This is a genomic window from Bradyrhizobium sp. S3.7.6, assembly GCF_054061875.1.
This window is the reverse complement of the sequence record NZ_JBSSEQ010000001.1, coordinates 3,893,076-3,915,783: the sequence shown is the minus strand read 5'-3', so window position 1 is coordinate 3,915,783 and position 22,708 is coordinate 3,893,076. Positions and strand designations below refer to the sequence as shown.

At 65.3% G+C, this 22,708-nt stretch carries 23 protein-coding genes; 6 read left to right on the top strand and 17 right to left on the bottom strand.

What is annotated here, in order from left to right:
• Positions 1 to 3: 3 nt before the first annotated feature.
• The 6 genes from ACVJ5M_RS18475 to ACVJ5M_RS18450 all read right to left on the bottom strand — a co-directional run bounded on the left by ACVJ5M_RS18475 (position 4) and on the right by ACVJ5M_RS18450 (position 5,453).
• On the bottom strand, positions 4 to 651 hold the full coding sequence (locus tag ACVJ5M_RS18475) for an ATP-binding cassette domain-containing protein (RefSeq protein WP_231142252.1): 648 nt from the start codon (positions 649 to 651) through the stop codon (positions 4 to 6).
• The gene (locus ACVJ5M_RS18470) at positions 652 to 1,353 is read right to left on the bottom strand and encodes an ABC transporter ATP-binding protein (RefSeq protein ID WP_231142253.1); all 702 of its coding nucleotides are present in this window, start codon (positions 1,351 to 1,353) and stop codon (positions 652 to 654) included. It lies immediately after the preceding gene.
• Complete coding sequence (locus tag ACVJ5M_RS18465) at positions 1,350 to 2,093, bottom strand: ABC transporter ATP-binding protein (RefSeq protein ID WP_028158494.1); 744 nt, start codon at positions 2,091 to 2,093, stop codon at positions 1,350 to 1,352. Before ACVJ5M_RS18465 ends, ACVJ5M_RS18470 begins: the two co-directional genes overlap by 4 nt.
• On the bottom strand, positions 2,090 to 3,133 hold the full coding sequence (locus ACVJ5M_RS18460; RefSeq protein ID WP_166091623.1) for a branched-chain amino acid ABC transporter permease: 1,044 nt from the start codon (positions 3,131 to 3,133) through the stop codon (positions 2,090 to 2,092). Before ACVJ5M_RS18460 ends, ACVJ5M_RS18465 begins: the two co-directional genes overlap by 4 nt.
• Positions 3,134 to 3,136: 3 nt before the next feature.
• Positions 3,137 to 4,057, bottom strand: coding sequence for a branched-chain amino acid ABC transporter permease (locus ACVJ5M_RS18455; RefSeq protein ID WP_166091617.1), 921 nt, complete (start codon positions 4,055 to 4,057; stop codon positions 3,137 to 3,139).
• Positions 4,058 to 4,160: 103 nt separating this feature from the next.
• Positions 4,161 to 5,453 (bottom strand): ABC transporter substrate-binding protein, encoded by a 1,293-nt coding sequence (locus tag ACVJ5M_RS18450; RefSeq protein ID WP_231142254.1) that lies wholly within the window; start codon positions 5,451 to 5,453, stop codon positions 4,161 to 4,163.
• Between the two features lie 136 nt (positions 5,454 to 5,589).
• On the opposite strand from ACVJ5M_RS18450, the gene ACVJ5M_RS18445 reads away from it, so the two are divergent.
• The gene (locus ACVJ5M_RS18445; RefSeq protein ID WP_071912511.1) at positions 5,590 to 6,423 is read left to right on the top strand and encodes a MurR/RpiR family transcriptional regulator; all 834 of its coding nucleotides are present in this window, start codon (positions 5,590 to 5,592) and stop codon (positions 6,421 to 6,423) included.
• 21 nt (positions 6,424 to 6,444) lie between these two features.
• Entirely contained in the window at positions 6,445 to 7,266 is an 822-nt protein-coding gene (locus ACVJ5M_RS18440) for an SDR family NAD(P)-dependent oxidoreductase (RefSeq protein ID WP_231142257.1), read from the top strand.
• Positions 7,267 to 7,326: 60 nt separating this feature from the next.
• Here the strand turns inward: ACVJ5M_RS18440 and ACVJ5M_RS18435 are convergent, their stop codons facing one another.
• Positions 7,327 to 8,418, bottom strand: coding sequence for a tlde1 domain-containing protein (locus ACVJ5M_RS18435; protein WP_354099751.1), 1,092 nt, complete (start codon positions 8,416 to 8,418; stop codon positions 7,327 to 7,329).
• A gap of 657 nt (positions 8,419 to 9,075) precedes the next feature.
• Here ACVJ5M_RS18435 and ACVJ5M_RS18430 point away from each other — a divergent pair.
• Complete coding sequence (locus tag ACVJ5M_RS18430; RefSeq protein WP_166091595.1) at positions 9,076 to 9,600, top strand: FecR domain-containing protein; 525 nt, start codon at positions 9,076 to 9,078, stop codon at positions 9,598 to 9,600.
• 61 nt (positions 9,601 to 9,661) lie between these two features.
• Positions 9,662 to 11,548, top strand: coding sequence for a CHASE2 domain-containing protein (locus ACVJ5M_RS18425; RefSeq protein ID WP_231142258.1), 1,887 nt, complete (start codon positions 9,662 to 9,664; stop codon positions 11,546 to 11,548).
• A gap of 178 nt (positions 11,549 to 11,726) precedes the next feature.
• On the opposite strand, the gene ACVJ5M_RS18420 is transcribed toward ACVJ5M_RS18425, so the two are convergent.
• The 4 genes from ACVJ5M_RS18420 to ACVJ5M_RS18405 form a co-directional block, all read right to left on the bottom strand.
• On the bottom strand, positions 11,727 to 13,229 hold the full coding sequence (locus tag ACVJ5M_RS18420) for a glycosyltransferase family 39 protein (RefSeq protein WP_231142259.1): 1,503 nt from the start codon (positions 13,227 to 13,229) through the stop codon (positions 11,727 to 11,729).
• Between the two features lie 6 nt (positions 13,230 to 13,235).
• Positions 13,236 to 14,369: a glycosyltransferase family 2 protein gene (locus ACVJ5M_RS18415; RefSeq protein ID WP_166091576.1), complete on the bottom strand. Its 1,134-nt coding sequence runs from the start codon at positions 14,367 to 14,369 to the stop codon at positions 13,236 to 13,238.
• Positions 14,370 to 14,639: 270 nt separating this feature from the next.
• Positions 14,640 to 14,840, bottom strand: a complete 201-nt coding sequence (locus tag ACVJ5M_RS18410; RefSeq protein WP_231142260.1) for a hypothetical protein — start codon at positions 14,838 to 14,840, stop codon at positions 14,640 to 14,642.
• 155 nt (positions 14,841 to 14,995) lie between these two features.
• Positions 14,996 to 15,379, bottom strand: coding sequence for a hypothetical protein (locus ACVJ5M_RS18405; protein ID WP_063982423.1), 384 nt, complete (start codon positions 15,377 to 15,379; stop codon positions 14,996 to 14,998).
• A gap of 100 nt (positions 15,380 to 15,479) precedes the next feature.
• Between ACVJ5M_RS18405 and ACVJ5M_RS18400 the strand changes: the two genes are divergently transcribed.
• Entirely contained in the window at positions 15,480 to 16,316 is an 837-nt protein-coding gene (locus tag ACVJ5M_RS18400) for a DUF72 domain-containing protein (RefSeq protein WP_231142261.1), read from the top strand.
• Between the two features lie 9 nt (positions 16,317 to 16,325).
• The gene (locus tag ACVJ5M_RS18395) at positions 16,326 to 16,787 is read left to right on the top strand and encodes a DUF488 domain-containing protein (RefSeq protein ID WP_208087574.1); all 462 of its coding nucleotides are present in this window, start codon (positions 16,326 to 16,328) and stop codon (positions 16,785 to 16,787) included.
• A gap of 190 nt (positions 16,788 to 16,977) precedes the next feature.
• On the opposite strand, the gene ACVJ5M_RS18390 is transcribed toward ACVJ5M_RS18395, so the two are convergent.
• From ACVJ5M_RS18390 to ACVJ5M_RS18365, 6 genes are all read right to left on the bottom strand, one after another.
• On the bottom strand, positions 16,978 to 17,892 hold the full coding sequence (locus tag ACVJ5M_RS18390) for a PhzF family phenazine biosynthesis protein (RefSeq protein ID WP_231142262.1): 915 nt from the start codon (positions 17,890 to 17,892) through the stop codon (positions 16,978 to 16,980).
• Positions 17,893 to 18,024: 132 nt separating this feature from the next.
• Positions 18,025 to 18,924, bottom strand: a complete 900-nt coding sequence (locus ACVJ5M_RS18385) for an amidohydrolase family protein (RefSeq protein ID WP_231142263.1) — start codon at positions 18,922 to 18,924, stop codon at positions 18,025 to 18,027.
• A 22-nt stretch (positions 18,925 to 18,946) separates the two neighbouring features.
• Entirely contained in the window at positions 18,947 to 20,188 is a 1,242-nt protein-coding gene (locus ACVJ5M_RS18380) for an MFS transporter (protein WP_231142264.1), read from the bottom strand.
• A 49-nt stretch (positions 20,189 to 20,237) separates the two neighbouring features.
• Positions 20,238 to 20,969, bottom strand: coding sequence for a GntR family transcriptional regulator (locus tag ACVJ5M_RS18375; protein WP_231142265.1), 732 nt, complete (start codon positions 20,967 to 20,969; stop codon positions 20,238 to 20,240).
• Between the two features lie 119 nt (positions 20,970 to 21,088).
• Positions 21,089 to 21,286, bottom strand: coding sequence for a hypothetical protein (locus tag ACVJ5M_RS18370; RefSeq protein ID WP_085404340.1), 198 nt, complete (start codon positions 21,284 to 21,286; stop codon positions 21,089 to 21,091).
• Between the two features lie 112 nt (positions 21,287 to 21,398).
• Positions 21,399 to 22,706 carry an adenylate/guanylate cyclase domain-containing protein gene (locus tag ACVJ5M_RS18365; protein WP_231142266.1) on the bottom strand — a complete coding sequence of 436 codons (1,308 nt, stop codon included), beginning with the start codon at positions 22,704 to 22,706 and terminating at the stop codon, positions 21,399 to 21,401.
• Positions 22,707 to 22,708: the final 2 nt, after the last annotated feature.

The window sequence follows — 22,708 nt, the reverse complement described above, 5'->3', positions numbered from 1 at the left end:
CTTTTAGGTCGAGCTGTGACAAATCGCGTCCGCGGCGCGCGTCATTTCCGGTCCGAGATAGAGGCGGAAGCGCGGTTCGGCGGCGAGCGTGCGGAAGTCCGCCATCCGCGTCACCCCGCCGCCGGCGACGAACAGGAATTGCTCGGCGATCTCGGCGAGGATGTCGAGGTGCCAGCTGGCTGTCGGATGCATGCAGAGGATGACCAGCCTGCCCTCGTCGCGCAGCTTGCGGAAGAAATCGAGCATGAAGCCGATATAGCCGTCCTGCAGGTTGAACTGCGGTTCGTCGAACAAATGAACCAGCGGCGTCCGGGTCGGCGACGGCGCCAGCAAGGCGGACGGAATGCGCTTGCGGAACCGCCTGACCTGATAGGACTGGTGATAGTGGATCGCGAGCCGGTCGCGCTCGCGATATTTGACGCCATGGATATCGGTGCCCGCGACCAGCACGCGCCCCGAAGTCGGCGCGTTGGAACCGGTCATCATCTCGAACAAGGTCGTCTTGCCGGCGCCGTTCGGCCCGACCACGCCGACGATACCCGGCTCCTCCAGCGACAGGTTTGCCTGAAGCGTGAACGTCGGACGGCGGATGACGCGGCCCCTTGTGTAGACCTTGCGAACGTCATCGAGAACGAGCAGCGGTGCGGCCACCTATTGTACTCCCAGCAAGCGCTGACGAAGGGCGCGATCATCACGCAAGGTCGCGGCCTCACCGGTCCAGACGATCCGACCACGGTCGATCACCGCGGCGTGGTCTGCGACCGACAGCGCGATCTCCGCATTCTGTTCCACGACCAGCGAGGCGATCCCCTCCTCTTTCATGTGCAAAATGGTCGCGAGCACGTCGCCGACGATCTTTGGCGCAAGACCCTGGCTCGGCTCGTCGAACAGGACCAGTCCCGGCGAGCCGACCAGCGCGCGCGCAATGGCGACCATCTGCATCTCACCGCCCGACAGGTTCTCGCAGTCGCGCTCCATGAGATATTCGAGCGGCGAGAAGATTGCGGCGGCCTCCTTGACGCTCCAATTGCGAAAGCGCGTGCGCTTCTGCGCGATGGTGAGGTTACGCGCCACCGACAAGGTCGGGCACAGCCGCCGGTCGTCGGGCACCCAGCCGATGCCGGCGCGCGCGATCTCGTGGGTCGGATCGCGCGTCACGTCATGCCCGTCGAAACGAACCGCGCCGCGGCGCGGGCGGGTCAGTCCGAGAATTGAACGGAGCATGGTGGTCTTGCCGGCGCCGTTCGGCCCAAGCAGTGCAAACACCTTGGCGTGCTCGATCGCGAGCGAGGCGCCGAACAGCGCCTGGGTCTCGCCGTAGAAGGTATCGACCCCATCCACTTCGAGGATCATGCGAACTTCCCGAGATTGGAACGACGCACCCATTCGTTCTGCTGCAGCTCGTGCGGCGTGCCACGCGCCACCACCTGGCCCCAATGGATGACCGAGATGCGATCGGCGAGCGAAAACAGGAACTCCATGTCGTGCTCGATGGCGACGATGGTCAGCCGGCCTTTCAGGCGCGCCACCAGAGCGGCCAGCCGCTGCACGCCGTCGGAGCCGAGGCCGGAGGTCGGCTCGTCCAGGCACAGCACGCGCGGGGCCTGCGCCAGCGCGACCGCGATCTCGAGTGCGCGGCGGTCGCCATAGGACAGGTCCTTGGCGCGGACATCGCCCTTGTCGGCAAGCCCGACCGCGGCGAGCGCTTCGGATGCCTGCTCGGCAAACCTGCGGTCACCGGCTGCGGCACGGGCGATATCGAGGCCACGAGCGCGAAACGCGGGCAAGCCCATCATGACGTTGTCGCGGGCGGAGAATTCGTCGAACAGGGTCATGATCTGAAACGAGCGGGCGATGCCCTTGGCGGCGATGCGGTGCGGGCTCAATCCCGTGACATCCTCGCCGCCGAGCAGGACTCGGCCGCGGCTTGGTTTCACCCTGCCGGTGAGGACGTTGAAGAAGGTGGTCTTGCCCGCACCGTTCGGGCCCATCACGCCGTGAAACTCGCCCTCGGCAACCGCGAGATCGACGCTTTCCAGCACGACGCGATCGCCGAAGCGAACGTGCACACCTGCGGCCTCGATCATGCTCATCGCCCGCCCCCGACCAGCAGTCGCATCGCGGACGTGCCGCGTCGCCTTAGCGCGTTCAATGAATGTTGCTGCACGGCGGCCGAGAGCGCGCCCGCAATGCCTTCCGGGCGGAACAGCACGATCGCAATGAACAGCAGACCGAAATAGAGCATCCAGGCATTGGTCAGCGCGCCGATCACGTCGCGGGCGGTGAGGAAGAGAAACACGCCGATCACCGGCCCCCAGAAGCTGACGAGCCCGCCACCGACCAGCGTCATCATCACGACGTAGCCGGATTGATGCAGGCTCATGACGTCAGGGAATGCGGCGAGCTGCGCCATCGCGAACAGTCCGCCGGCAAAACCGGACACGGCCGCCGACAGCGCGAACACCGATGCCTTGTAGAGCCACACGTTATAGCCGAGATGAGCGGCGCGAACCTCGCTCTGCCTGATCGCAGCGACCACGCGGCCATAGGGCGAGTGCACCAGCCGCCACAATACGGCGGTACCGACCGCGAAGACCGCGAGCACGAAATAGTAGAACGCGACATTGTCGGTGAGATCGAACGACACCAGCCCGAAATCGGCCGGCAAACGCTTGATCTTGAGAAGCCCATCCTCACCGCCGGTGATCCGGTGCGACTTGATCGCCAGCGTCCAGAAGATCTGGCCGAATGCGATCGTCATGAAGGCATAGTAGATGCCGCGCCGGTGCGAGATGAACAGCGCCACCAGCACGCCGGCAACCCCCGCGACCACGGCCGCCGCAGCGAGACAGATCCAGAGATTGGCGACAATGTCGAGCTGGCAGAGCCCGAACGCATAGGCGCCGATGCCGAAATAGGCGCCATGTCCGAACGAGGGAAGTCCGGCCGTGCCCAGCACCAGGTTGAACGCAAGCGCATAGAGCGACCAGATCAGGATCTCGATCCCGAGATAGGGATAGAGCCCGATCCGCGTGATCCACAGCGGCACCGTTGCAAGCACGAGCCAGAGCACCAGCATCGTCGGCGTGACGAGGCGCGCAGCGTCGGATGACGATTTTGATCCCACAATCATTCCCTAGGCCTCGAGCACGCTCTTCTTGCCCCACAGGCCGCGCGCACGGAACGTCACGACGGCAACGAGCAGGATGTACATCGACAACAGCGACCATTCGGACGCGTAAGCGCCGGCAAGGCCGACACAGAGTCCGACCAGCAACCCCGCCACGACCGCGCCCCAAAAGCTGCCGACGCCGCCGAGCACGATCACCAGGAAGGCGGGGATGACGGCATCGACGCCCATATGCGGACGAATGCCCCAGATCGGCGCGACGATGATGCCCGCGATCGCGGCCAGCATCGTGCCGAACACGAACACCAGCAGCCGCAATCGCGACAGGTTGATGCCGAGCGCGCGGACGATCTCGCTGTCATGGGCACCGGCCTTGACGGTTGCGCCGAATGAAGTCTTTTCGATCAACAGCCAGACCAGGCCGATGATCCCGGCCGCGATGCCCGCCGCGTAGAAACGATAGGTCGACCAGATCAGATCGCCGAACAGGAAGCCGCCATTGATGGCGGACGGCACCTGGAGCACATAGTCACGCGTGCCCCAGACAAGGCGGATCAACTCCTCGATCACCATCGCGGCGCCGAAGGTCAGGAGAAGCCCGTACAGCGGGTCCTTGCCATAGGTACGCCGCATGCAGAGCTCGATCAGCATGCCGACGAGACTCACGATCACGGGTGCGATGACGAGCGTCGCGGCATAGCGCCAGCCCAGCGGGAGCGCGAGCCACACCTTCGCAAGATCGGCCGGCAATGGCGGGCGCGGTCCGGTGAGCTGCATGGCGACATAGGCCCCGAGCGCGAACAGGGACCCATGCGCAAGGTTGATCTGCTCCATCAGCCCGACAATGAGCATGAAGCCGAGCGCGATCAGCGCGAACAACAGGCCGAGCGTCAGGCCGTTCAGGAGATGCGGAAGAAGGTCGAACAAGGTATTGGCTCTCGCAACTGGCATTGGTCACCCAGGCGTCGATGGCCCGGGCCTGCGGCGCGCGACATGCGCGCCGCTCGTTCCACGACGCGACGCACCGTCTCTAGGAGTCGACGGTCGGCACCTGCTCGTAGGGCGTGAGCTTGCACTTGCCGGGTGCGGCGTCATCGGCGGCGGATTTCGGCTCGGTCCAACTGATGATCTCGAACAGATCGGTGTTGTCGGCCGGCTTGGCGTTGCGTCGCGCCAGATAGATCGTCTGCTGCATCTGATGCGTCACGGGATCCATGTAGGCGTCGAAATGCTGCATGCGGTCCGTCGCCGAGACCTTGAGGTTCTCGATCTCCTTGATGATCTTGACGTTGTTGGTCGACCCTGCCCGCTCGATCGCACGGAGCAATTCGCGCGTCGACATATAGCCGTTGTAGGAGACGTTGCCTGGCACCGGGATCGGGCCGTCCTTGTTGGCGGCCTGCCATTTCTTGACAAAATCGGCGACGCCGGGCAGTTGCAGCTTGTGATACCAGGTCGTGCCGAACACGCCGAACAGGCTGTCGGGCGCGCCCCAGACATCGGGCCAGTCCTGCTGGTTGTTGATCCAGGCCGGCTTGCCGTCGAGCTTGAGCTGCGCCACCTGCTCGCGTAGCGCCTTGATGTCGTCACCGCCGATCGCAGTCGCGACCACGTCGGGTTTCGCCTGCTGGATCTTCAGGAGGTAGGCGGTGAAGTCGCGGGTGTTCTGCGGCACCAGGAGATTGTCGATGATCTTGCCGCCGGCCGCCTCGACTTGCGCCTTGGTCGCGGCAGACGTCGTGTGACCCCAGACGTAATCGTTGGTCAGCAGCATCCAGTTCTTGCCGATGGAATCGACCGCGTTCTTGACCGACGCCTTGGAAAAATTGGTGCCGTTGCCGTCCCACACGAATTTCACACGTGAGCAGTTCTCCCCGGCCTCGCTCGGCGCGGAGGAATTGGTGTTCATGTAGATCACGCCGTATTTGCTGGCGACCTGGGTGATGGCGTTGGCGACGCCGGAATGCAGCGCGCCGATCAGGATGGTGCAGTCCTCGCGGGTGATGAATCGTTCGGCGACGCGGCTGCCTGTCGCCGGCGTCGTTTCAGTATCCGCAGTGATGAACGAGACCTGGCGGCCGAGCACGCCGCCTTTGGCGTTGAACTCGTCGATCGCCATCTTGATGCCGCGGAAATCATCCTGGCCGCTGTTGCCGTATTGGCCGCTGGCGTCGCAGGTCAGGCCGAGCTTGATCGGCTTGGCGCCTTGCGCCCACGCGTGATTCTCTTTCCACGGCCCAAAGAAGCTGCCGGTGCCGCCGATGACGCTGGCCATCAAGCTGCCCTTCAGAACGCTTCGCCGTGAGATCTGACGCCCTCTCATCGTTTCCTCCCGTTTTCGAAGTCTTTTGCTTTTTTGTGCCATTAGAATATTCATTCCATTTGTTATGTAAAGTAGAATATTTGATCCAAACGGTGAAATGCCGTTAAACAGGCGACCGATCCGGAGACCCGAGACGATGAACAAGGCACAAGGCGCGATGAGCTACGACGAGCTGCGCGGCGCCATTGCGCAGCGGCACCGGGCGCTATCCGGCCGGCTGCAGCAGATCGCGGAGTTCGTGCTCGATCACCCGACCGATGTCGCGCTCGGCACCGTGGCCGAGGTGGCGCAGCGCTCGGGCGTGCCGCCCTCGGCGATCGTTCGCTTCGCCCATGCGCTCGGCTTTGGTGGCTTCACCGAGATGCAGCAGGTGTTCCGCTCCCGCCTCGTCGCCGGCGTCGCGCCGAGCTACAAGGCGCGGCTCGCGCGCATGAAGAGCGAGGAGAAATCGGTGCTCGGCCGCCAGCCCGCCGCGGTGCTGTCCCGCTTCGTCTCGGAGGCGCAATCGTCGCTGGTGACGCTGAGCCAGTCGGTGCATGCGCGCGAGCTCGACGCGGCAACTGCGATCCTTGCGAAAGCGCGCGACATCTATCTGCTCGGCCTCGGCGGCTCGTTTCCGGTTGCGACCCACCTCGCCTACGTGCTGCGCAAGCTCGGACGCCGCGTCGTCCTGCTCGACGGCACGGGCGGCAGCATCCACGAGCAGTCGCATGCCGCAACCACGGAGGACGCGCTGGTCGCGATCAGCTTCCGGAACTACTATCCGGATACGGCTCGGCTGTTTCCCGAACTCGTTGCGCGAGGCGTGCCCACGATTTCCATCACCGACAGTCTCTTGAGCCCGATCGTCGAAGGCGCGAGCGTCGTGTTCGAGATCCAGGACATGCCCGAGCCGGCGCTGCGCACGCTGGTCGCGCCGATGTGCCTCGTGCAGGCGATGGCGATCGGGCTCGATCTCGCGGCGGACTGACATTCACAACAGGAGAAGATCATGGCTGCACATGACGGGAAAGTATTGTCAGGACAGGTCGCGCTGGTGACCGGCGCGGGGCGCGGACTCGGACGCGCCTTTGCGGAGAAGCTCGCCGCGCTCGGCGCCGACGTCGCCTTCCACGGCATGCGCGAGAACGGGCCGGCGGAATATGGCGAGGGCACCACCCTCACCGCGGTCGCCGCAGAGATCGGCCAGCAATTCGGCGTCCGCAGCCAGCGCGTGCTCGGCGATCTCACCAGGGGCAAGGACATCGCGCGCGTGATCGCCGAGACGGAAGCAGCCCTCGGCCCGATCGACATTCTTGTGCACAATGCCGGCGGCGACATCGCAGCCGCCGGCGGCAAGCCGGACCCGAACGACGCGGTGAACATCAAGGAGGCCGATGTGCGCGCGGTGCTGGAGCGCAATTTGCTCTCGACCATCCTGACCTGCCAGGCGGTCGCGAAGGGAATGATGGAGCGGCGGCGCGGCCGCATCGTCACGCTCGGCTCGGTCGCCGCGTTCAAGGGCCGCACCCAGGGCTCGATCTATGCGGTGTCGAAGGCCGGCGTAACCCACTACACGCGATGCCTGGCCGACCAGCTCCGCGCTTACGACATCGCCGTCAACTGCATCGCGCCCGGCGATACCCGCACCGGCCGTTTCCTCGGCACGCGCGCGGTGGACCCCGACAGGATGGTCGAGACCGGCACGCTCGACCGCATCGCGACCGTCGATGAGGTCGCGCGCGTCGTCGAGTTCTTCGCAGGTCCCATGGGCGCCTTCGTCTCGGGCCAGGTGCTCAGGATCGACGGCGGCGGACAATGCTGGCCAGGCTAAATCAGAAAAGAAAAGGGCCGCTGCAAGCGGCCCTTTGAGATCATCGCGAATTGACTGAGATCACTCGACCCGCGCCAGCACCGCGAGCTTGCGGATGCCCTTGTTACGGTAGGCGTCGAGGAAAGCGTAATAGTCCTTGAACGACACGCAGCCGTTGGAATCGCCGTTCGGCCCGAGCATGAAGGTGTGGGCGAGCAGGCCGTCGCGGCCGTAGATCGCGCTCTCGCCGCCGATCGGGGTCAGGCGCAGCGCCGGCACGCCATGGAACAGCGCTTCGCGCGGCTTCAGCGTGTAGATGTGCGGCGGCGTCACGCCGCGCATGCGGACACGCGAGGAGCGCGGATCGTCGAGATTGGAGCCGAGGCCGGAATGCGCCTCGAGCTTGGTGCCGTCGGGCAGGTAAACCATCTTGGCGGTGATGTCGTAGACCGCCGTGTCGCGCTCATAGGGCGCCGAACCGCCGAGCATGGGGTTCTGCTCCCTCGGCGCGATGGACGCGGTCACGCTGGCATCAGCCGAGGCATAGGCCAGCAGCCCGCCGGACGGCTCGCGCTTGCCCCATAGCTTCTCGACCATCGACTGGCGCGGACCGGTGATCGACATCACCGCGGCCTTGGCGCGATCGGCAAACGATTTCGGCTTCGCCTCGGGCGCCAGCACGATCTCGGCCGGATCGGCCGAAGCCAGCTGCATCTGCGCATCCGGCGCACGCTTGGCCTTGTCCGCAGACTTGTCAGCAATCTTGGCCGGCGCCGCCGGCTTCAGCGCGTCCGCGACCTTCGCGATCACGCTCTGCTTGGGGGCGTCCTTCAACGCTTCCTTGGCGACGGCGACCTGGGTTGCGGGCGCGGCGCTCGCGTTCGACGCAACGCCCTGGGTCGCAGCCGCGGCAAAGCGCTCGTTGAACATCTCGCGCGAGATCGGGGCTGCGACCTGGAGCCGGTCGGGCAGCAGCGCAAAGGTGTCCCTGATGGCCTCGCCAGCCTCACGCAGCGCCACCCTGGGCGCGCGCTTGATCACGGGCTCGTCGTAGCCAATGCTGCCGACGGTCGGATAGACGCTGGCGCCGAGGACGTTGCTGTAGATGGTCCAGCCGGCGCCCATCACGACGCAGCCGATCGCCGTGGCGCCCAGCCAATTGGTGGTGGTCATTTTCCGGGAAGGCTTCCGAAGTGAATTCTTGGACTTCCGTGCCGCGTTACTCTGCGCAGCGATACTCGTACTCATTCGCCTTGCGTCCAGGACGGTGTCACTCAGTCCCCCTTCGAAGTGCCGCTGGTCACGATCCGGGAACAGCATCTCGCAGGAGGTCGGAGCGTCATTAAGGCGACTTTTAGTTAAATGCAGATTAAGTTCGGGCAGATGTGAGGCACCGCGTTAACGCTGTCCCATTTCGAGAAAAAAGTCCGCAGAACTACGGACTTAGCAGCATCTGTTAACTATAATTCTCGGCCGGTTCGGCGCGTTCGACGGACGTCACAGGCCGCCCCTCTAAGGCCATCCAACCAAGTCGTTTTCGTGGTCTTCAATACCCGGACAATAGCGGGGAAGCGTTGCGCGAGGCTGGTGCGCGCTGCCCTCTCCAGCGGGTGTCAGCAGGGTGGCGGCAGAGCCCGTCCCACATCACACATCGCGCACAGAGTGCTCACGCGGCACGACGCCCTGACTGAAAGTTGATCGCGCCGGACTGGAAAAGACCGCACCGAGGAAATACCTGCGAGAGCGGCACTTTTCAGCAGCCTCTGCGTGTGATACGGTACCGTATCAACATCGCTTTGAACTGTGCCAAGCACGCAAACGGAGGCTGGCATGAGAGGGATCGCGGGCGCCGGTATTTTCGCTCTGGCGTGGTTGTTTCAGTTGATCGGGTCTGCGAATGCACAGCCGGCTGTCAATGTCGGCTGCACGGCATCGCCATCGGCTGCGGGCACGCAAGTCTGGCGCTGCGACAACGGCATCACCATCGTTGCGGAAAACGGCGCCAGATTTGAACTTAAGGACGCCAACCGCGACGGACATATTGACTCCGTGGAGTTGAGCAGCAAGGCGCTGCTGATCGAGGTGCCCAAGAAGCCCGGCGGCAATCCCTTCAAGGTGCTGACGCCGCAGGCGATCGCCGCAGTGCGCGGGACCAAATGGGCCGTCGATGTCGCTGAGGCCAAGACCGCGGTCTTCGTTGCTGACGGCCGTGTCGGTGTGAGCCGCAGGGCTCGTGGACGCGGCGTCGTGCTCGGACCGGGCCAAGGCGTCGATGTCGAGGCAACGGGCTCGTTGACCGTCAAGACCTGGGGCCAGCCGCGCGTCGACGCGCTGATGGCAAGACTGGGTCAATAAGGCCTGGACAATTAAGGCCCGCGCAGCAACGCCCGGGCGACAAAGAAGATTGCATTACGTAATGACTAGACGCGTTCAGATTCTGGTGGCACTCGTCCTCACCGCGCTGTGGGGTGCCGGCATCTATGCCGGCCACGCCAACGGTCATCTGCGCTTTCTTGATCGGCTCGAGGCGACGCTGACGGATTGGCGGACCCAGGTCCGCGGCGTGCAGGCTCCGCCCGATCTCGTCACCATCGTCGCAATCGACGACACCGTCGTGAAACGCGGCGGCAGCTATCCGCTGCCGCGCGCCGATCTCGCGCGCGTCGTCGACACCATCGTGCAGTTCAAGCCGAAGGTCGTCGCGATCGACCTGCTGCTGGTCGACCGCAGCGCTGCGATCGGCGACGCGACGCTGGCCAACACGCTCGCCACCGGTCCCATGGTGCTCGCCGCCGCGGCGATCTTCCCGACCGCCAGCGAGACCGTGGAGCCGGGCACCCAAGGTCCCCTCGCCGCGCTGCCACAGGCCGAGCGCTTCCTGCTGCCGCTGCCCGCCTTCGCCGATCACGCCGAGGTCGGAGTCGTCAACGTCGCGACGGGGCAGTCGGGCTCGCCACTTTCGGTGCCGATGCTGTTCCGGACCCGCGACAAGGTCGAGCTGTCATTTCCCTTGCGCGTCGCGGCGCGCGCGCTCGACAAGCCGCTGACGATCGCGCCGGATCATCTCATGCTCGGCGATCGCGCGGTCTCGACCGACAGCGATTTCGCGCTGCCGATCACCTATTACGGCCCGCGCCGCACCATCCGCACCGTCAGCGCGCAGAGCATCTTCGACGGCACGCTCAATCGCGCGGCGATCGAGAACCGCATCGTCGTGATCGGCGCCGCGGTCGCCGGCGGCGGCGACTTCTATCCGACACCGTTCGATTCCCTGATGCCCGGCGTCGAGGTGATCTCGACCGCGATCACCCATCTCGTCTCCGGTGACGGCATCGTGCGCGACCGCAAGGTCCACATCGCCGACGCGCTCACCGCGATCCTTTTGCCGATGCTGCTGGTCGGCCTGCTCGCCTGGCGGCGCAGCGCGCCCGGCATCATCGCGGCAGCCGCGGTGATGATCGCCTGGGCCGGGCTCAATCTGTTCGCCTTCACGCACGGCGTTTGGCTGAACGCCGCGACGACACTTGCCGCCGCGGTGCCGCCGGTCGCGGTCTTTGCCGGCGTGCAGCTGTGGGCCGGCGGCCGCCGCACGCAATATTTTGCCGCCAAGAGCAGGTCGCTGGCGCAATTCCAGGCGCCCGCCGTGCAGGAATGGCTGACGCGCGATCCGAATTTCCTGTCCAGGCCGGTCCGGCAGGATGCGGCCGTCGTCTTCATCGATCTCTCCGGTTTCACGACGCTCAGCGAACGGATCGATCCGGACGAGCTGCAGCATCTGCTGAGGGCATTTCACGCGCTGATCGACAAGGCCGCAGTCGATTGCGGCGGCCTGATCACCGGCTTTCTCGGCGACGGCGCCATGATCCTGTTCGGACTGCCACACGCGATGCCCGACGACGCGGCGCGCGCGCTGCAATGCTCGATCGACCTGTATCGCAGCGTCGATCGCTGGATCGCTTCGCTGCCGCCTGCCCTCCGCGGCCAGCTCGGTTTCAAGATCGGCGCGCATTTCGGCCCGATCATCGCCTCCCGCCTCGGCGAAAGCCACCAGCACATCACGGCGACGGGCGACACGGTCAACGTCGCGAACCGCTTGATGGAGGTTGCCGCCCAGAACTGTGCGCGGCTCGCGCTGACCGATACGCTGCTTGATGCGGCCGACTTCCACGGCGCTCCCGACGGCATTCTGTCAGGCCCCCTGCTCACGCAGGTCCGCGGCCGCTCCGGCGTCGTGACCGTCTGGTTCTGGCGCGACCAGAACGGGCCGAGCCAGGCCACCGCCAGGGCCGAGATGATCGACTAGCCGATGCGGCACGCCACACACTCCGCCGTCGTCCCCGCGAACGCGGGGACCCATACCCACAGGGAGAAGTTTGGCGAAGGCTGCTAGTGAGCGGCTTTTTCGCGCGGTACAGGCACCTGCGTTCATCGACAGACCACGCGGTATGGGTCCCCGCATTCGCGGGGACGACGATCGAGAGCTACCGCGCTTCCGGCGGCGGCGAGCGGTCGAGCACGTCGCCCTTGGCGCCTTCGAGCAGATCAATGCCGTAGGTCTCGATCACGAGCGGCCCGCGCTTGCGCTGCAATTGCGCAATTTGCGTCACCTTCGCGAAGAGCTCGTCGAGGGCGGTATGGCCGCCCGGGCGCAGCTCGTCGACAGAGATCAGCTTGCCGGCAAGCAGCTTTGGATCGGGCTCGGGCATGTTGACCCAGCGGATGCGCTGGTTCTGCTGCAGCACGCAGGTGCCGCGCGGCAAGTAAAAGGCGAGCCAGCCCGTGGTGCCGTAGTCCTGCGCGAGCACGCAGGTCGCGCCACTGCGCACGCGCGCCGCTTCGATCTCGGCGGCGAGCTCGCGCCAGCCGACGCCGACGCTGCGCACCGTCGCGTCGCGGCGATAGCCCGACAGCCAACCGGTGTTGGCCTGCACGATCAGCGCGGCAAACATCACGATGCCCACGGGCGCGGCCCAGCGCAGGCAGAAATCCACCAAGCGGCGCGCGCGTGGTTGCCACGGCACGAGATTGGCGGCGGCGGCCGCGGCAACGATGAAGGGCGGATAGACCGGCGCGAACCAGTTGGCCTCGACGCGGGCATGCAGCGAATGCCAGACGAAATAGACAACGATGGTCCAGAACAGCGTCTTGATCAGCAAACGCGAGGCCAGCGCGCCGGCCCGGCGCCAGGTCAGCGCGTGCAGGCCCATCGCGCCGAGGATGAAGACCAGCGGCGTTGCGAAGGCGATCTGGGTCGGGATCAGCTCGGCGATGAAGACGGGACGGAAGTCCTCGATCTTCGCGCGGCCGAGCTGCTTTACGAACGAGACCCATTGATGATCCGCATTCCACAGGATCACCGGTGAGAACAGCGCGAACGCAACGAGACCGCCGAGATAGGGCCAGGGCGAGAGGAACCAGCGCCGCAGTTTCGGCACGGCCGCGAGCCAGATCAGGATCGCAGCGCCAAAGAACATCGCGGTGTATTTCGACAGCAGCGCCGCGCCGACCGCCGCGCCGACGGCGAGCCACCAGACGCCGCGGCCGGTCTCCAGCACCTTGGCGAGGAAGAACAGCACGAAGCTGGAGGCAACCAGCAGCGGCGCATCCGGCGTGACGATCAGCGTGCCGACCGAGGCCATCATCGTCACGTTGAGCAGGATGGCGCTGGTCGCTGCCACCCGCACGCCGCCGAACAGGATGGCGGCGGAGCGGTAGATCGCATAGCTCATCGGCAGTGCGAGCAGGATCGAGAACACGCGGACGCCGAGCTCGGTGTCGCCGGCGATCATGGTGCCGGCGCGGATCACATAGGCGACCATCGGCGGGTGGTCGTAATACCCCCCGGCGAGGTTCTTCGACCACATCCAGTAATAGGCTTCGTCGAAGGTGATCGGCGTGAACGCGGCCGCAACCAGCCGCAAGCCGACCAGCGCAACGATCACCAGCGCGGTATTGCGGACAATCCGCGCGTCAGCCCCGCCCATGTCGAGCTATTTCTTGCGCCAGACGAACAGTCCGGACATCGCGTAGTTCCACACCACGCCCATCAGCGCGCCGGCCATGCCGGCCAGCCACCAGATCGGCTCCTGGTCGTAGACCGAGAAGGCGACGCCGACATTGGCGAGCAGGCCCACGCTGCACACGATGTAGAAGGCGATCAGGCCGCGCAGCAGCGCAAAGCCCTTCAGCCGCTGGTCGCGGTAGGTGAGGAAGTTGTTGAGGACGAAGTTGCTGGTCATGGCGACGACGGCGCCCGCGGCCTGCGCCTCCGCGAACGGCGCCTTGAATAGCTGAAGGGCGATGAACAGCGTGGTCAGATGCACCACGAGGCCGATGCCGCCGACCATCGCGAACAGGATGAAGCGCAGCGAGACAGCATCGTTGGTGAATTTGGCCAGCACCAGGCCGAGAAAATCCAGCGCGACCATGGAATCGAGCTTGCTCTCGCCGTGCTGGCGCTCGCCGAACGTGTAGGGAATTTCAACGGCTCGCAAGCTACCGTTCGCGCTCGCGACGAGGTCGAGCAGGATCTTGAAGCCGTGCACCGACAGCTTCGGCGCCAACTCCTCGAAACGGTCGCGCCGAACCATGAAGAAGCCGCTCATGGGATCGGCGATCTCGACCCGCAACGCCTTCCTGGCGAGTTCGGTCGCAAGCGCGCTGGCGCCGGCGCGCTGCTTGTTGAAGCCTTCGCTCTTGTAGCCCTCGATGTACCGGCTGCCGACGACGAGATCGGCCTGGTCGCTTGCGAGCAGCAACAGCATCTTCGGCAGTTGCGTCTCGTCGTGCTGGAGGTCGGCATCGATCACGGCCACATAGGGCGCGCTGGAGGCCAGGATGCCCTCGATGCAAGCGCCCGACAGGCCACGGCGGCCGATGCGGCGAACGCAGCGCACGCGGTTGTCGCGCTGCGCCAGCGCGCGCACGACGTCCCAAGTGCCGTCAGGCGAATTATCGTCGACGAACACGACTTCCCAGGCGACGTTGGCGAGCGTCGCCTCCAGCCGCCGGTACAGCACCGTGACGTTGTCGCGCTCGTTGAACGTCGGGACGATGACCGACAGTTCCGGCGCCTCTTGAGCCTGCGGGGGAGTGCCGGAGCCCGGTCTGATCGCTTCATTCATGACGGCAGCGTATATCCGCCGCGTCCTGCGCTGCCAAGACGTTGCGCTGCCAAGATCTACCGAGCTGGGGTCTGTGGGGAAAGGCCCAAAAAGGGCCCAAAAATGCCAACGACCCCGGAACGGCGGACCGCGCGTACATCCGGCGCAAGCCCAAGCTATTCCAAGGTCGTTCCAGCGCCGGAGGTTTCGCTCAACGTCGCCGTTACAGACTAGATAGGAACGGTAAAACCGCTTTGCAAGGGGGCATAGCGGCCCTTTTTCAGACCCTTGCTAGTTCGGGACTTCCTTGATCACCGGCCCACGCGGCACGGGGGCGGCCGGGACAGCGGGTGCTGCGGCCGAAGCCGGCTCGGCCTTTGCCGGCCTGGGCGGCTTGCCGTACTGGCCGATCGGCCCCAATACGACGGCGACCGCAAGCACGACCGCGGCGACGATCGCGCCCAGAATGCCACCCACCGACTCAGACGACATGGAAGCCCATCCCTGTTCCAGATGCCTCCAGTGATACCATGGATGCGCGCGGAGCTGGAAGAGCCCCCCGCGGAGGGGCGAGTAGCGAATGGCTCGTCGCGAATGAAGAGCGCCGGCTTACGTGCCCTCTTCGCGATTGGCCATTCGCCACTGCCCTACTTTGCGGGCGGCCTGTGCTTGACGAAGGCCGTCACGATGTCCTTCTGCGCCGACTCGACCGCCCTGTTCGCGGTGGCGAGATGGGCGCCGGCATCGATGTTCGGATATTGCGTGGTGAGATAGTCGAGCAACGCCACCCGGTAATATTGCCGCTCCGACGGACAGGCGCCCGCGACCGAGCGGCCGAAATCCTGTTCCGACATTCCCTGATTGGAGTCGCGCGAATATTCCCGCGCCAGGCAATGCCAGTAATCGTCTCGGCCCTGCATGGCGAGCTTCTGCGCACCCTTGGCATCGTCGTCATCGTCGGCCATGGCACCAAACGTCATGGCAGCAGATGTCATCATGACGAGCGCCGCTCCCACCATCAGCATCCGCATTCTTGTTCTCCTTTTGCGCGGGTCCCGTTGCGACCTTAGACGGGACGGCGCAACTGGCCAATCACATCTGGTTTGATTAGGATGAGGTCCCTCCCCGTCGATGCGAGACCCTCCCGTGGCCAAAGCAAAAACCGCGTCCAAAAAATCCGGCAACATCTTCATCGGCGTCGGCGGCTGGACCTTCGAGCCCTGGCGCGGCGTGTTCTACCCGGAGAAGCTCACGCAGGCCAAGGAGCTGTCCTATGCCGCCTCGAAGCTGACCTCGATCGAGATCAACGGCACCTATTACGGCTCGCAGAAGCCGGAGAGCTTTCGCAAATGGGCCAGCGAAGTGCCCGATGGTTTCGTGTTCTCGGTGAAGGGACCCCGCTTCGCCACCAACCGCCGCGTGCTCGCCGAGGCCGGCGATTCCATCAAGCGGTTCTATGATTCCGGCGTGCTGGAACTCGGCGACCATCTCGGACCGGTGCTGTGGCAGTTCGCGCCGACGAAAAAGTTCGACGGCGCCGATTTCGGCAAGTTCCTGGAGCTGCTGCCGCGCAAGCTCGAGGGGCGCGCGCTGCGCCATGTCGTCGAGGTCCGCCACGACAGTTTTTGCGCGCCGGACTTCGTCGCGCTGATCCGCGAGTTCGAGACGCCTGTCGTGTTCGCCGAGCACGGCAAATATCCGGCGATCGCCGACGTCGCCGGCGATTTCGTCTATGCACGGCTCCAGAAGGGCAACGACGAGATCAAGACCTGCTATCCGCCGAAGCAGCTCGATGCCTGGGCCAAGCGCTTTCAGGACTGGGCCGAGGGGAGCGAACCCGACGATCTGCCGAAGGTCAACGAGGCCAAGCCGAAGAAAGAGCCGCGCGACGTATTCGCCTATGTCATCCACGAGGGCAAGGTGCGCGCACCGGCCGGCGCCATGGAACTGATCGCACGGGTGAGCTGAGGATGGTTCATGGCAAAGGCGAAAAAGCTCTTCACCATCGGTTATGAACAGACGCCGCCCAAGGCGGTGCTCGACGAGCTGGTAGAGGCCGGCGTCAAGCTCGTGGTCGACGTGCGCGCGGTGACCTCTTCGCGCCGGCCCGGCTTTTCGAAGAAGCAGCTGTCCGCGGGCCTCGACGAGCGCGGGATCGCCTATGTTCATCTCGCCGCGCTCGGCACGCCGAAGGAAGGCCGCCTCGCCGCGCGCAGCGGCCAATACGAAGTGCTGGAGAAGATCTATTCAAAGCACCTGAAGACGCCGCAGGCCCGGGAAGAGATGGACGAGCTCTCGGCGCTGGTGATGAAGGCCGGACCGGTCTGCCTGCTCTGCTACGAGCGCGATCACACCCATTGCCACCGCCAGATGATCGCGGAGATCATCGAGGAGCGCGATGGCGTGGCGGTGAGGAATTTGGCCGGACGACAGGTGTAGCGGCCTTCGGGCGGGGAGCACGACTTTAACCGTAGCCGTCATCCTGAGGTAGCCGCTTCTTCAGCGGCCCTCGAAGGACGACGGCGTGCCCCGATGTAGCATCTCGGCCGTGCATCCTTCGAGGCTCGCAAGGGCTCGCACCTCAGGATGACGGATCTGGCGCGAGCTCGTCTTGGCGCGTGGAGAGAGTTCACCCCTCGCCCGTCAGCCGAAACGTCCCTTCCATCATCTGCACGCAGCTGCCGCCGACATGAGCGGACGTGATCTTACCATCCTGCTTGCGCACGCGCGTCCGGAGGATGCTTGGCCGTCCCATGTCAAAGCCCTGGCCGACGGTGAGCTTCAACTCGCCATCGCGCGTGGGATCGAGATCGGCAAACAGCGCGGCCGCGGCGACCGTCGCGCTGCCGGTGGCGGGATCCTCAACGAGGCCGCTGGCGCCGCGCATGAACATCCGCGCCTGCCGATCGCAAGGCGTCTCCGCTGGCGGCACATCGCGGGTGTAGAACCAGACCGAGCGGGCGCCGTCCCGCGGCAAGACCTTGCCGTAGGCCGCCGCATCGGGCCGGGCGCGCTTGAGCGCCTCGCGCGAATGCAGCTCCATCACCAGAAACGCATTTCCGACGCTGACGATCTGCGGCGCGTGGCTGTCGACCTTGATGTCATCCGCACCGAGCGAGACGCAGCTTGCAGCTTCAGCGGCAGACAATTGCGACAGCCGCGCCAAAGGCTGGGGCGCGGTGAGCTCGGTTCTGACCACCCGGCCCTGCTCTCTCACGATCTCGACCGGCACGAGCCCGGCCTTCTCCTCAAGCAGCAGGCGCGGCTTCAGCTCTTTTGCCATCGAGGCCAGCACGAAGGCGGTGCCGACATTGGGATGGCCGGCAAAGGCAATCTCCAGCACCGGCGTGAAGATGCGCACCTCGGCGTCATTGGCCTTGTCGCGCGGCGGCAGCACGAAGGTCGTCTCGGAATAGTTGAACTCGGTCGCGATCGCCTGCATCTGCTGCGTCGTGAGCCCGCCTGCATCGAGCACCACGGCGAGCTGGTTGCCGCCGAAGGCGCGGTCGGTGAACACGTCGGCGGTGATGTAGCGGCGCTGCATCTTCACTTCCTCATGAAAATCGCGGCCTCAACCGGCCGCATCGCCGGCAGTCTACAGGCCGGCGACATCGCTCGTCATGCCCCAAAATTCGGAGCATTCGGAGCAATCGCGCGAGGAGATCAAAAGGGAGAATCAGAAGCGGAACAGCTGATGCGGCGATGCGAGCACCCGCGCGCGCTCGCCGTCATCGACGATCAGCGCATCGAGAAACTGCCTGTTTTTCGCGTAAGTCTGCGACGCCTCGAACTGCGTGTGCGGCCAGTCGCTGCCCCACAGCAATCGATCCAGGCCGTAGGCCTTGCGCAGCAGCGGATAGGCCTCCTTCGCAAAACTCTCGCCGCTCGCACCGTTGCGATACGGCGCCGAGGTCTTGACCCAGACATTTCGCGTCGCGCCGAGCTTCAGCACCGACTGGAAGCCGGGATCGGCGACACCGAGTTTCGGATCCGGCAGCGCATAGTGATCGAGCACGACGGGGACGCCATGGTCGAGCAGCTGCGGCGCCAGCAGTGCGAGATCGGACGCGTTGCGCTGGAGCTCGACTTGCCAGCCCATCGATTTCACGTTTCCGAGCAGCGCCTTCCATTCGCCGGCAGCGAGATCGGGCAAGGACTGGCCGACGAGATTGAGGCGGAGACCGACGACGCCGGCGCGATCAAGCGCGCGCAGTTCGTCCGCGGTCACGGACGGATCGACCACCGCGATGCCACGCAGGCGTCCGCCGGAAGTCTTCAGGCTCTCGACCAGATAGGAATTGTCGGTGCCGAGAAAGCTCGGCTGCACCAGCACGCCATTGCTCATGCCATTGCGGTCGAGCTGCTCCAGATAGAGCGCCAGCGGCGCATCGTAATCGGGGGCATAGCGCCGGCCGGGCGCGAGCTTGAGGCCGCGGTGGAAGACATGGGCATGGGTATCGATTGTCGGCAAGCTCGTCTCACTCTTCGCTCGGCTCGCGACGGCCGTGGCCGACACGAGGGATACAAGGCCTGTGCCGAATTGGCGGCGCGTCAGGCCACGCTCGCGGGATATCATGGTGACTGCTCCCCATCCGGCGTCAGGCGCGCGTCGCCGCGGCTTGTTCGAAAACCTTGCCGCGGGTTTCGGGCAGCAGCACCACCGCGATCAGCACCAGCGAATAGGCGAAGGCCGCATCGACGCCGATCGCCGGTCCGAGCCCGATATGGTCGCTGAGATAGCCCACGAGGAAGGGGAACGCGGCGGAGACGATGCGGCCGAAATTGTAGCAGAAGCCGACACCGGTGCCGCGCACGCCGGCCGGATAGAGCTCGCTGAACAGCGCCGCCATGCTGGCGGGAATGCCGGCCGAGAAGAAGCCGAGCGGAAAGCCGAGCACCAGCATCTCGCCGTTGGTCAGCGGCGCGAAGATGTAGATCAGCACGGTGACGATGCAGGCGCTGGCGAAGAAGGTGACATTGGCCCTGCGGCCGATGCGGTCGCTGATGATGCCGCTCGCGATGCAGCCGCAGAAGAAGGCAACGATGATGACTGCGAGATAGCCGCTGGAGCCCAGCACCGACAGATGCCGCACTTCGCGCAAATATGTCGGCAGGAACGTGGTCAGGGCCGCGTAACCGCCGTGGGCGCCGATGCCAAACAGGCCTCCGATCAGCGTCGAGCGCAACACGTCGCGATGGAAGATGCCCGAGAGCGTGGCGAAGAATGGCGTCTTGTCGGCTGCGACCGCGCGCGGCGGCTCCTTCAAGCCGCGGCGGATGAAGATGATGAGGAGCGCGGGCAACAGCCCCAGCGCAAACAGCAGCCGCCAGGCGATGTCGGCGGGTGCATAAGTGAACACGAGGGCCGAGAGCAGCACAGCTGCGCCCCACCCCACGGCCCAGGCGCTCTGCACCGAGCCCAGCGCCTTGCCGCGATGCTCGGGGCGAATGATCTCGGCCATCAGCACCGCGCCGCAAGCCCATTCGGCGCCGAAGCCGAGGCCCTGAATCGCCTTCAGGATCAGGAGCTGGTTGTAAGTCATCGCGAACGCGCAGGCGAAGGTCGCGAGCGCAAAGGTCGCAACGGTAATCTGAAGCGCCTTGACGCGGCCAAAACGGTCGCCGAGCGCGCCGCCGAGCCAGCCGCCGAACGCGCCGAAGAACAGCGTGACCGAGCCGAGCAGGCCCGCATCGGCCTTGCTGATGCCGAAGGCGGCGATCAGCGCGGGAATGGCAAGGCCGAACATCTGGACGTCGAGCGCATCCAGCGCCCAGCCGCCAAAGCTTGCCCAGAACGTGCGCCGCTCCAGCGGCGAGCTTTCGCTGTACCAGTTTGACATTGTTTCTCCCTTGAATTCGTTATTGCTTGATGTCGTTGAAAGGTCGCTCTCACCTGATCTCGGCGTGGTAGCGGAACCGGTCGGCCGGCCCCCGCGACCTGCGCCATTCGATCGGCCGCCGCTCCAGATCGAGCGCGAGGCGCTCGATCACGATCAATGGTGCGTGCGCTTCGAGGCGCAGCAGCCGCGCCTGCATCTCGTTGGCCATTTCGACCGTCAGAATTTCCTCGGCCGACACCACCACCTCCCCGCAACGCTCCTCGTAGAGCGGATAAAGCAGGTCGCCGAATTCGGCGGTGTCGATCTCCAGGATCGGCGCGAAGCGCGATTGCTGGAGCCAGATCTCCTCGGCGAGCAGCGGTACATCGTCGATCAGGCGCAGACGCGACAGGCTGATCACGGGCTCGCCGACAGGGATGCGCAGCGCCGACGCAACCGCCGAATTCGCCAAAACGCTCTTGCGCCGGATGATGCGGCTCTTCGGCACGCGCCGCTCGCCGCTCTCGGACTGGAATCGGAAGAAGCGGAATAGCGAGGAGTTGAAGCGCGCCCGGCGCACGAAGGTGCCGCGGCCCTGCTGGCGCTCCAGCACGGTATCGGCAACGAGCTGATCGATCGCTTTGCGCACGGTGCCGATGGCGACGCCGTAATGCGCCGCGAGCTCGGCCTCCGACGGGATCGGCTCGCCCGGCCGCCATTCATTGCGGTTGATCCGCGCGGCGAGGTCGTCGCGCAGGCGCTGGTAGCGTGGCAGGCGGTCGTCGTGCGGAGCTGCATTCATATAGTCATATAGATGACTAGATGAGATAGGAGTCAAGAACTACCAAGGTACCGCAATTGCGAGGCCGGCGACGCGAGGTCGGGCCGGCGGACGTTGCCAACCCGACCTCGCCTTGCGCGTTAGTTCGCTGCCCTCGGCGTGCAGGGAGGCTGCTTGTAGGGCGCAGAGGCAAACGCGCCCTGTGCCGGAGCCCTTACGCAATCCGCGGCCGCCTGAGGCGAGGCGCGCCGCGGGGCGACGTCGCGGGCGGCTGCGGCCTGGGTTTGATAGACGGCGGCGGCGATCAGGGCGGCCGAGACAAGGGTCAATCGGGTCATGGGTTCTCTCCGCGTGGCAAACGGAAGCCGAGAGGTTTCGGCGTCCTGACAACATGAGCGGAAATCGCAGTGAGATATTTCATCACGCGCCTTCAACGAAACGCGAGCACCCTCACCCCAGTTGAAACACCGCCACCTTGTGCTCGTAGCCGCGAATCGCGACCTCGCCGAGTGCGACGGCGTCCTCACCGTCGTCGCCGAGCGCCTCGCGGACGGACGCGGAGATCAGCAGGTGCGAGCCGAACTCCTTGTTGAGTGCCTCCAGCCGCGAGGCGAAATTCACGGTGTCGCCGATCACCGTGTACTCCTTGCGCCGAGGCGAGCCGATATTGCCGGCAACGACCTCGCCGAAATGGATGCCGATGCCGATCCGCAGCGGCCAGCTCGTTTGCGCGTTGATGCGGTCCATCGCGGCCAGCATCTCGCGGCCTGCGGCAACCGCGCGGTGCGCGGCGTCGGAGGCCTCCAGCGGCGCCCCGAACAGGGCGAGGAAGCCATCGCCCAAAAACTTGTTCACGATGCCGCCCTGACGATCGAGGATGTCGACCAGCACGGCGAACGCACCGTCGAGCCGGTCAACCACCTCCTGCGGGGTGCGCAACCGCGCGCTGGCGGTGAAGCCGCGGAAATCGACGAACATCACCGCGACGCGGCGAAGGTCGCCGCCCGCGCTGGGCCCCGCCGCCATCAGCCGTTCCACCACCTGCGGCGAGACGTGCTGGCCGAACAGGTTGGTGACGCGATCACGCGCGGTGGCGGCCGCGATGCTCGCGGCAAATTGCCGCCGCAGCCGCGCGCCGACGGAGCCGGCGAGCACGCCGCAGATCAGGATGATGGTGCTGCGCACGGCGTGAAAGTAGATCAGCGGTTCGCCAGCCTCGCTGGCCGAATTGTAGTACAGCGCGACGGCCAGGAGTTCGGCTGCGGCCACAAATCCCGTGAAGGTGGACAGCCAGAAATCGAGCCGCAGCGTCGAAAGAATGATGAAGATGAAATAGGCCAGTGGCAGCACGAAACCGAGCGCGGGCCCAGCGCCCATGCTGCGAATCTGGAGAATCAGGATGATCGTCGGCAGCGACGTTTCGATGAGAGCGCCGATATAGCGCCTGATCACCGGCAGGTCGCGATCGAGCTTGAGGTTACGCCTGATCTGGCTGTGGACCCAGACCTCGAAGAGGATGAAGCCCCCCAAGAGCATGTATTCGCGGACCAAGCCCTCCGTCCCGCGCCAGACCCGGTTCACGATGGCAGGGTCGATCAGGTAGGTTGCGGTGAGGAACAGGATCATGACGCAGCCCGTCGTGATCAGCGCCCTCACCCGCAACAGCTCGGTGCGCAGCACTTCTCGCGTCAGCTCGCGCTCGAACTCCTCCGACATCACGGCATGCTGCCGGGTCTTCCTGCTGGCAAACCTGACCATTT

Coding starts and splice junctions, on each gene's coding strand:
- ACVJ5M_RS18435 (WP_354099751.1), bottom strand. CDS start 8,418: ATGACCACCACCAATTGGCTGGGCGCCACGGCGATCGGCTGCGTCGTG.
- ACVJ5M_RS18385 (WP_231142263.1), bottom strand. CDS start 18,924: ATGATATCCCGCGAGCGTGGCCTGACGCGCCGCCAATTCGGCACAGGC.
- ACVJ5M_RS18470 (WP_231142253.1), bottom strand. CDS start 1,353: ATGATCCTCGAAGTGGATGGGGTCGATACCTTCTACGGCGAGACCCAG.
- ACVJ5M_RS18365 (WP_231142266.1), bottom strand. CDS start 22,706: ATGGTCAGGTTTGCCAGCAGGAAGACCCGGCAGCATGCCGTGATGTCG.
- ACVJ5M_RS18440 (WP_231142257.1), top strand. CDS start 6,445: ATGGCTGCACATGACGGGAAAGTATTGTCAGGACAGGTCGCGCTGGTG.
- ACVJ5M_RS18460 (WP_166091623.1), bottom strand. CDS start 3,133: ATGATTGTGGGATCAAAATCGTCATCCGACGCTGCGCGCCTCGTCACG.
- ACVJ5M_RS18390 (WP_231142262.1), bottom strand. CDS start 17,892: ATGCAGCGCCGCTACATCACCGCCGACGTGTTCACCGACCGCGCCTTC.
- ACVJ5M_RS18445 (WP_071912511.1), top strand. CDS start 5,590: ATGAACAAGGCACAAGGCGCGATGAGCTACGACGAGCTGCGCGGCGCC.
- ACVJ5M_RS18450 (WP_231142254.1), bottom strand. CDS start 5,453: ATGAGAGGGCGTCAGATCTCACGGCGAAGCGTTCTGAAGGGCAGCTTG.
- ACVJ5M_RS18425 (WP_231142258.1), top strand. CDS start 9,662: ATGACTAGACGCGTTCAGATTCTGGTGGCACTCGTCCTCACCGCGCTG.
- ACVJ5M_RS18400 (WP_231142261.1), top strand. CDS start 15,480: ATGCGAGACCCTCCCGTGGCCAAAGCAAAAACCGCGTCCAAAAAATCC.
- ACVJ5M_RS18370 (WP_085404340.1), bottom strand. CDS start 21,286: ATGACCCGATTGACCCTTGTCTCGGCCGCCCTGATCGCCGCCGCCGTC.
- ACVJ5M_RS18415 (WP_166091576.1), bottom strand. CDS start 14,369: ATGAATGAAGCGATCAGACCGGGCTCCGGCACTCCCCCGCAGGCTCAA.
- ACVJ5M_RS18405 (WP_063982423.1), bottom strand. CDS start 15,379: ATGCGGATGCTGATGGTGGGAGCGGCGCTCGTCATGATGACATCTGCT.
- ACVJ5M_RS18410 (WP_231142260.1), bottom strand. CDS start 14,840: ATGTCGTCTGAGTCGGTGGGTGGCATTCTGGGCGCGATCGTCGCCGCG.
- ACVJ5M_RS18395 (WP_208087574.1), top strand. CDS start 16,326: ATGGCAAAGGCGAAAAAGCTCTTCACCATCGGTTATGAACAGACGCCG.
- ACVJ5M_RS18465 (WP_028158494.1), bottom strand. CDS start 2,093: ATGAGCATGATCGAGGCCGCAGGTGTGCACGTTCGCTTCGGCGATCGC.
- ACVJ5M_RS18380 (WP_231142264.1), bottom strand. CDS start 20,188: ATGTCAAACTGGTACAGCGAAAGCTCGCCGCTGGAGCGGCGCACGTTC.
- ACVJ5M_RS18420 (WP_231142259.1), bottom strand. CDS start 13,229: ATGGGCGGGGCTGACGCGCGGATTGTCCGCAATACCGCGCTGGTGATC.
- ACVJ5M_RS18375 (WP_231142265.1), bottom strand. CDS start 20,969: ATGAATGCAGCTCCGCACGACGACCGCCTGCCACGCTACCAGCGCCTG.
- ACVJ5M_RS18430 (WP_166091595.1), top strand. CDS start 9,076: ATGAGAGGGATCGCGGGCGCCGGTATTTTCGCTCTGGCGTGGTTGTTT.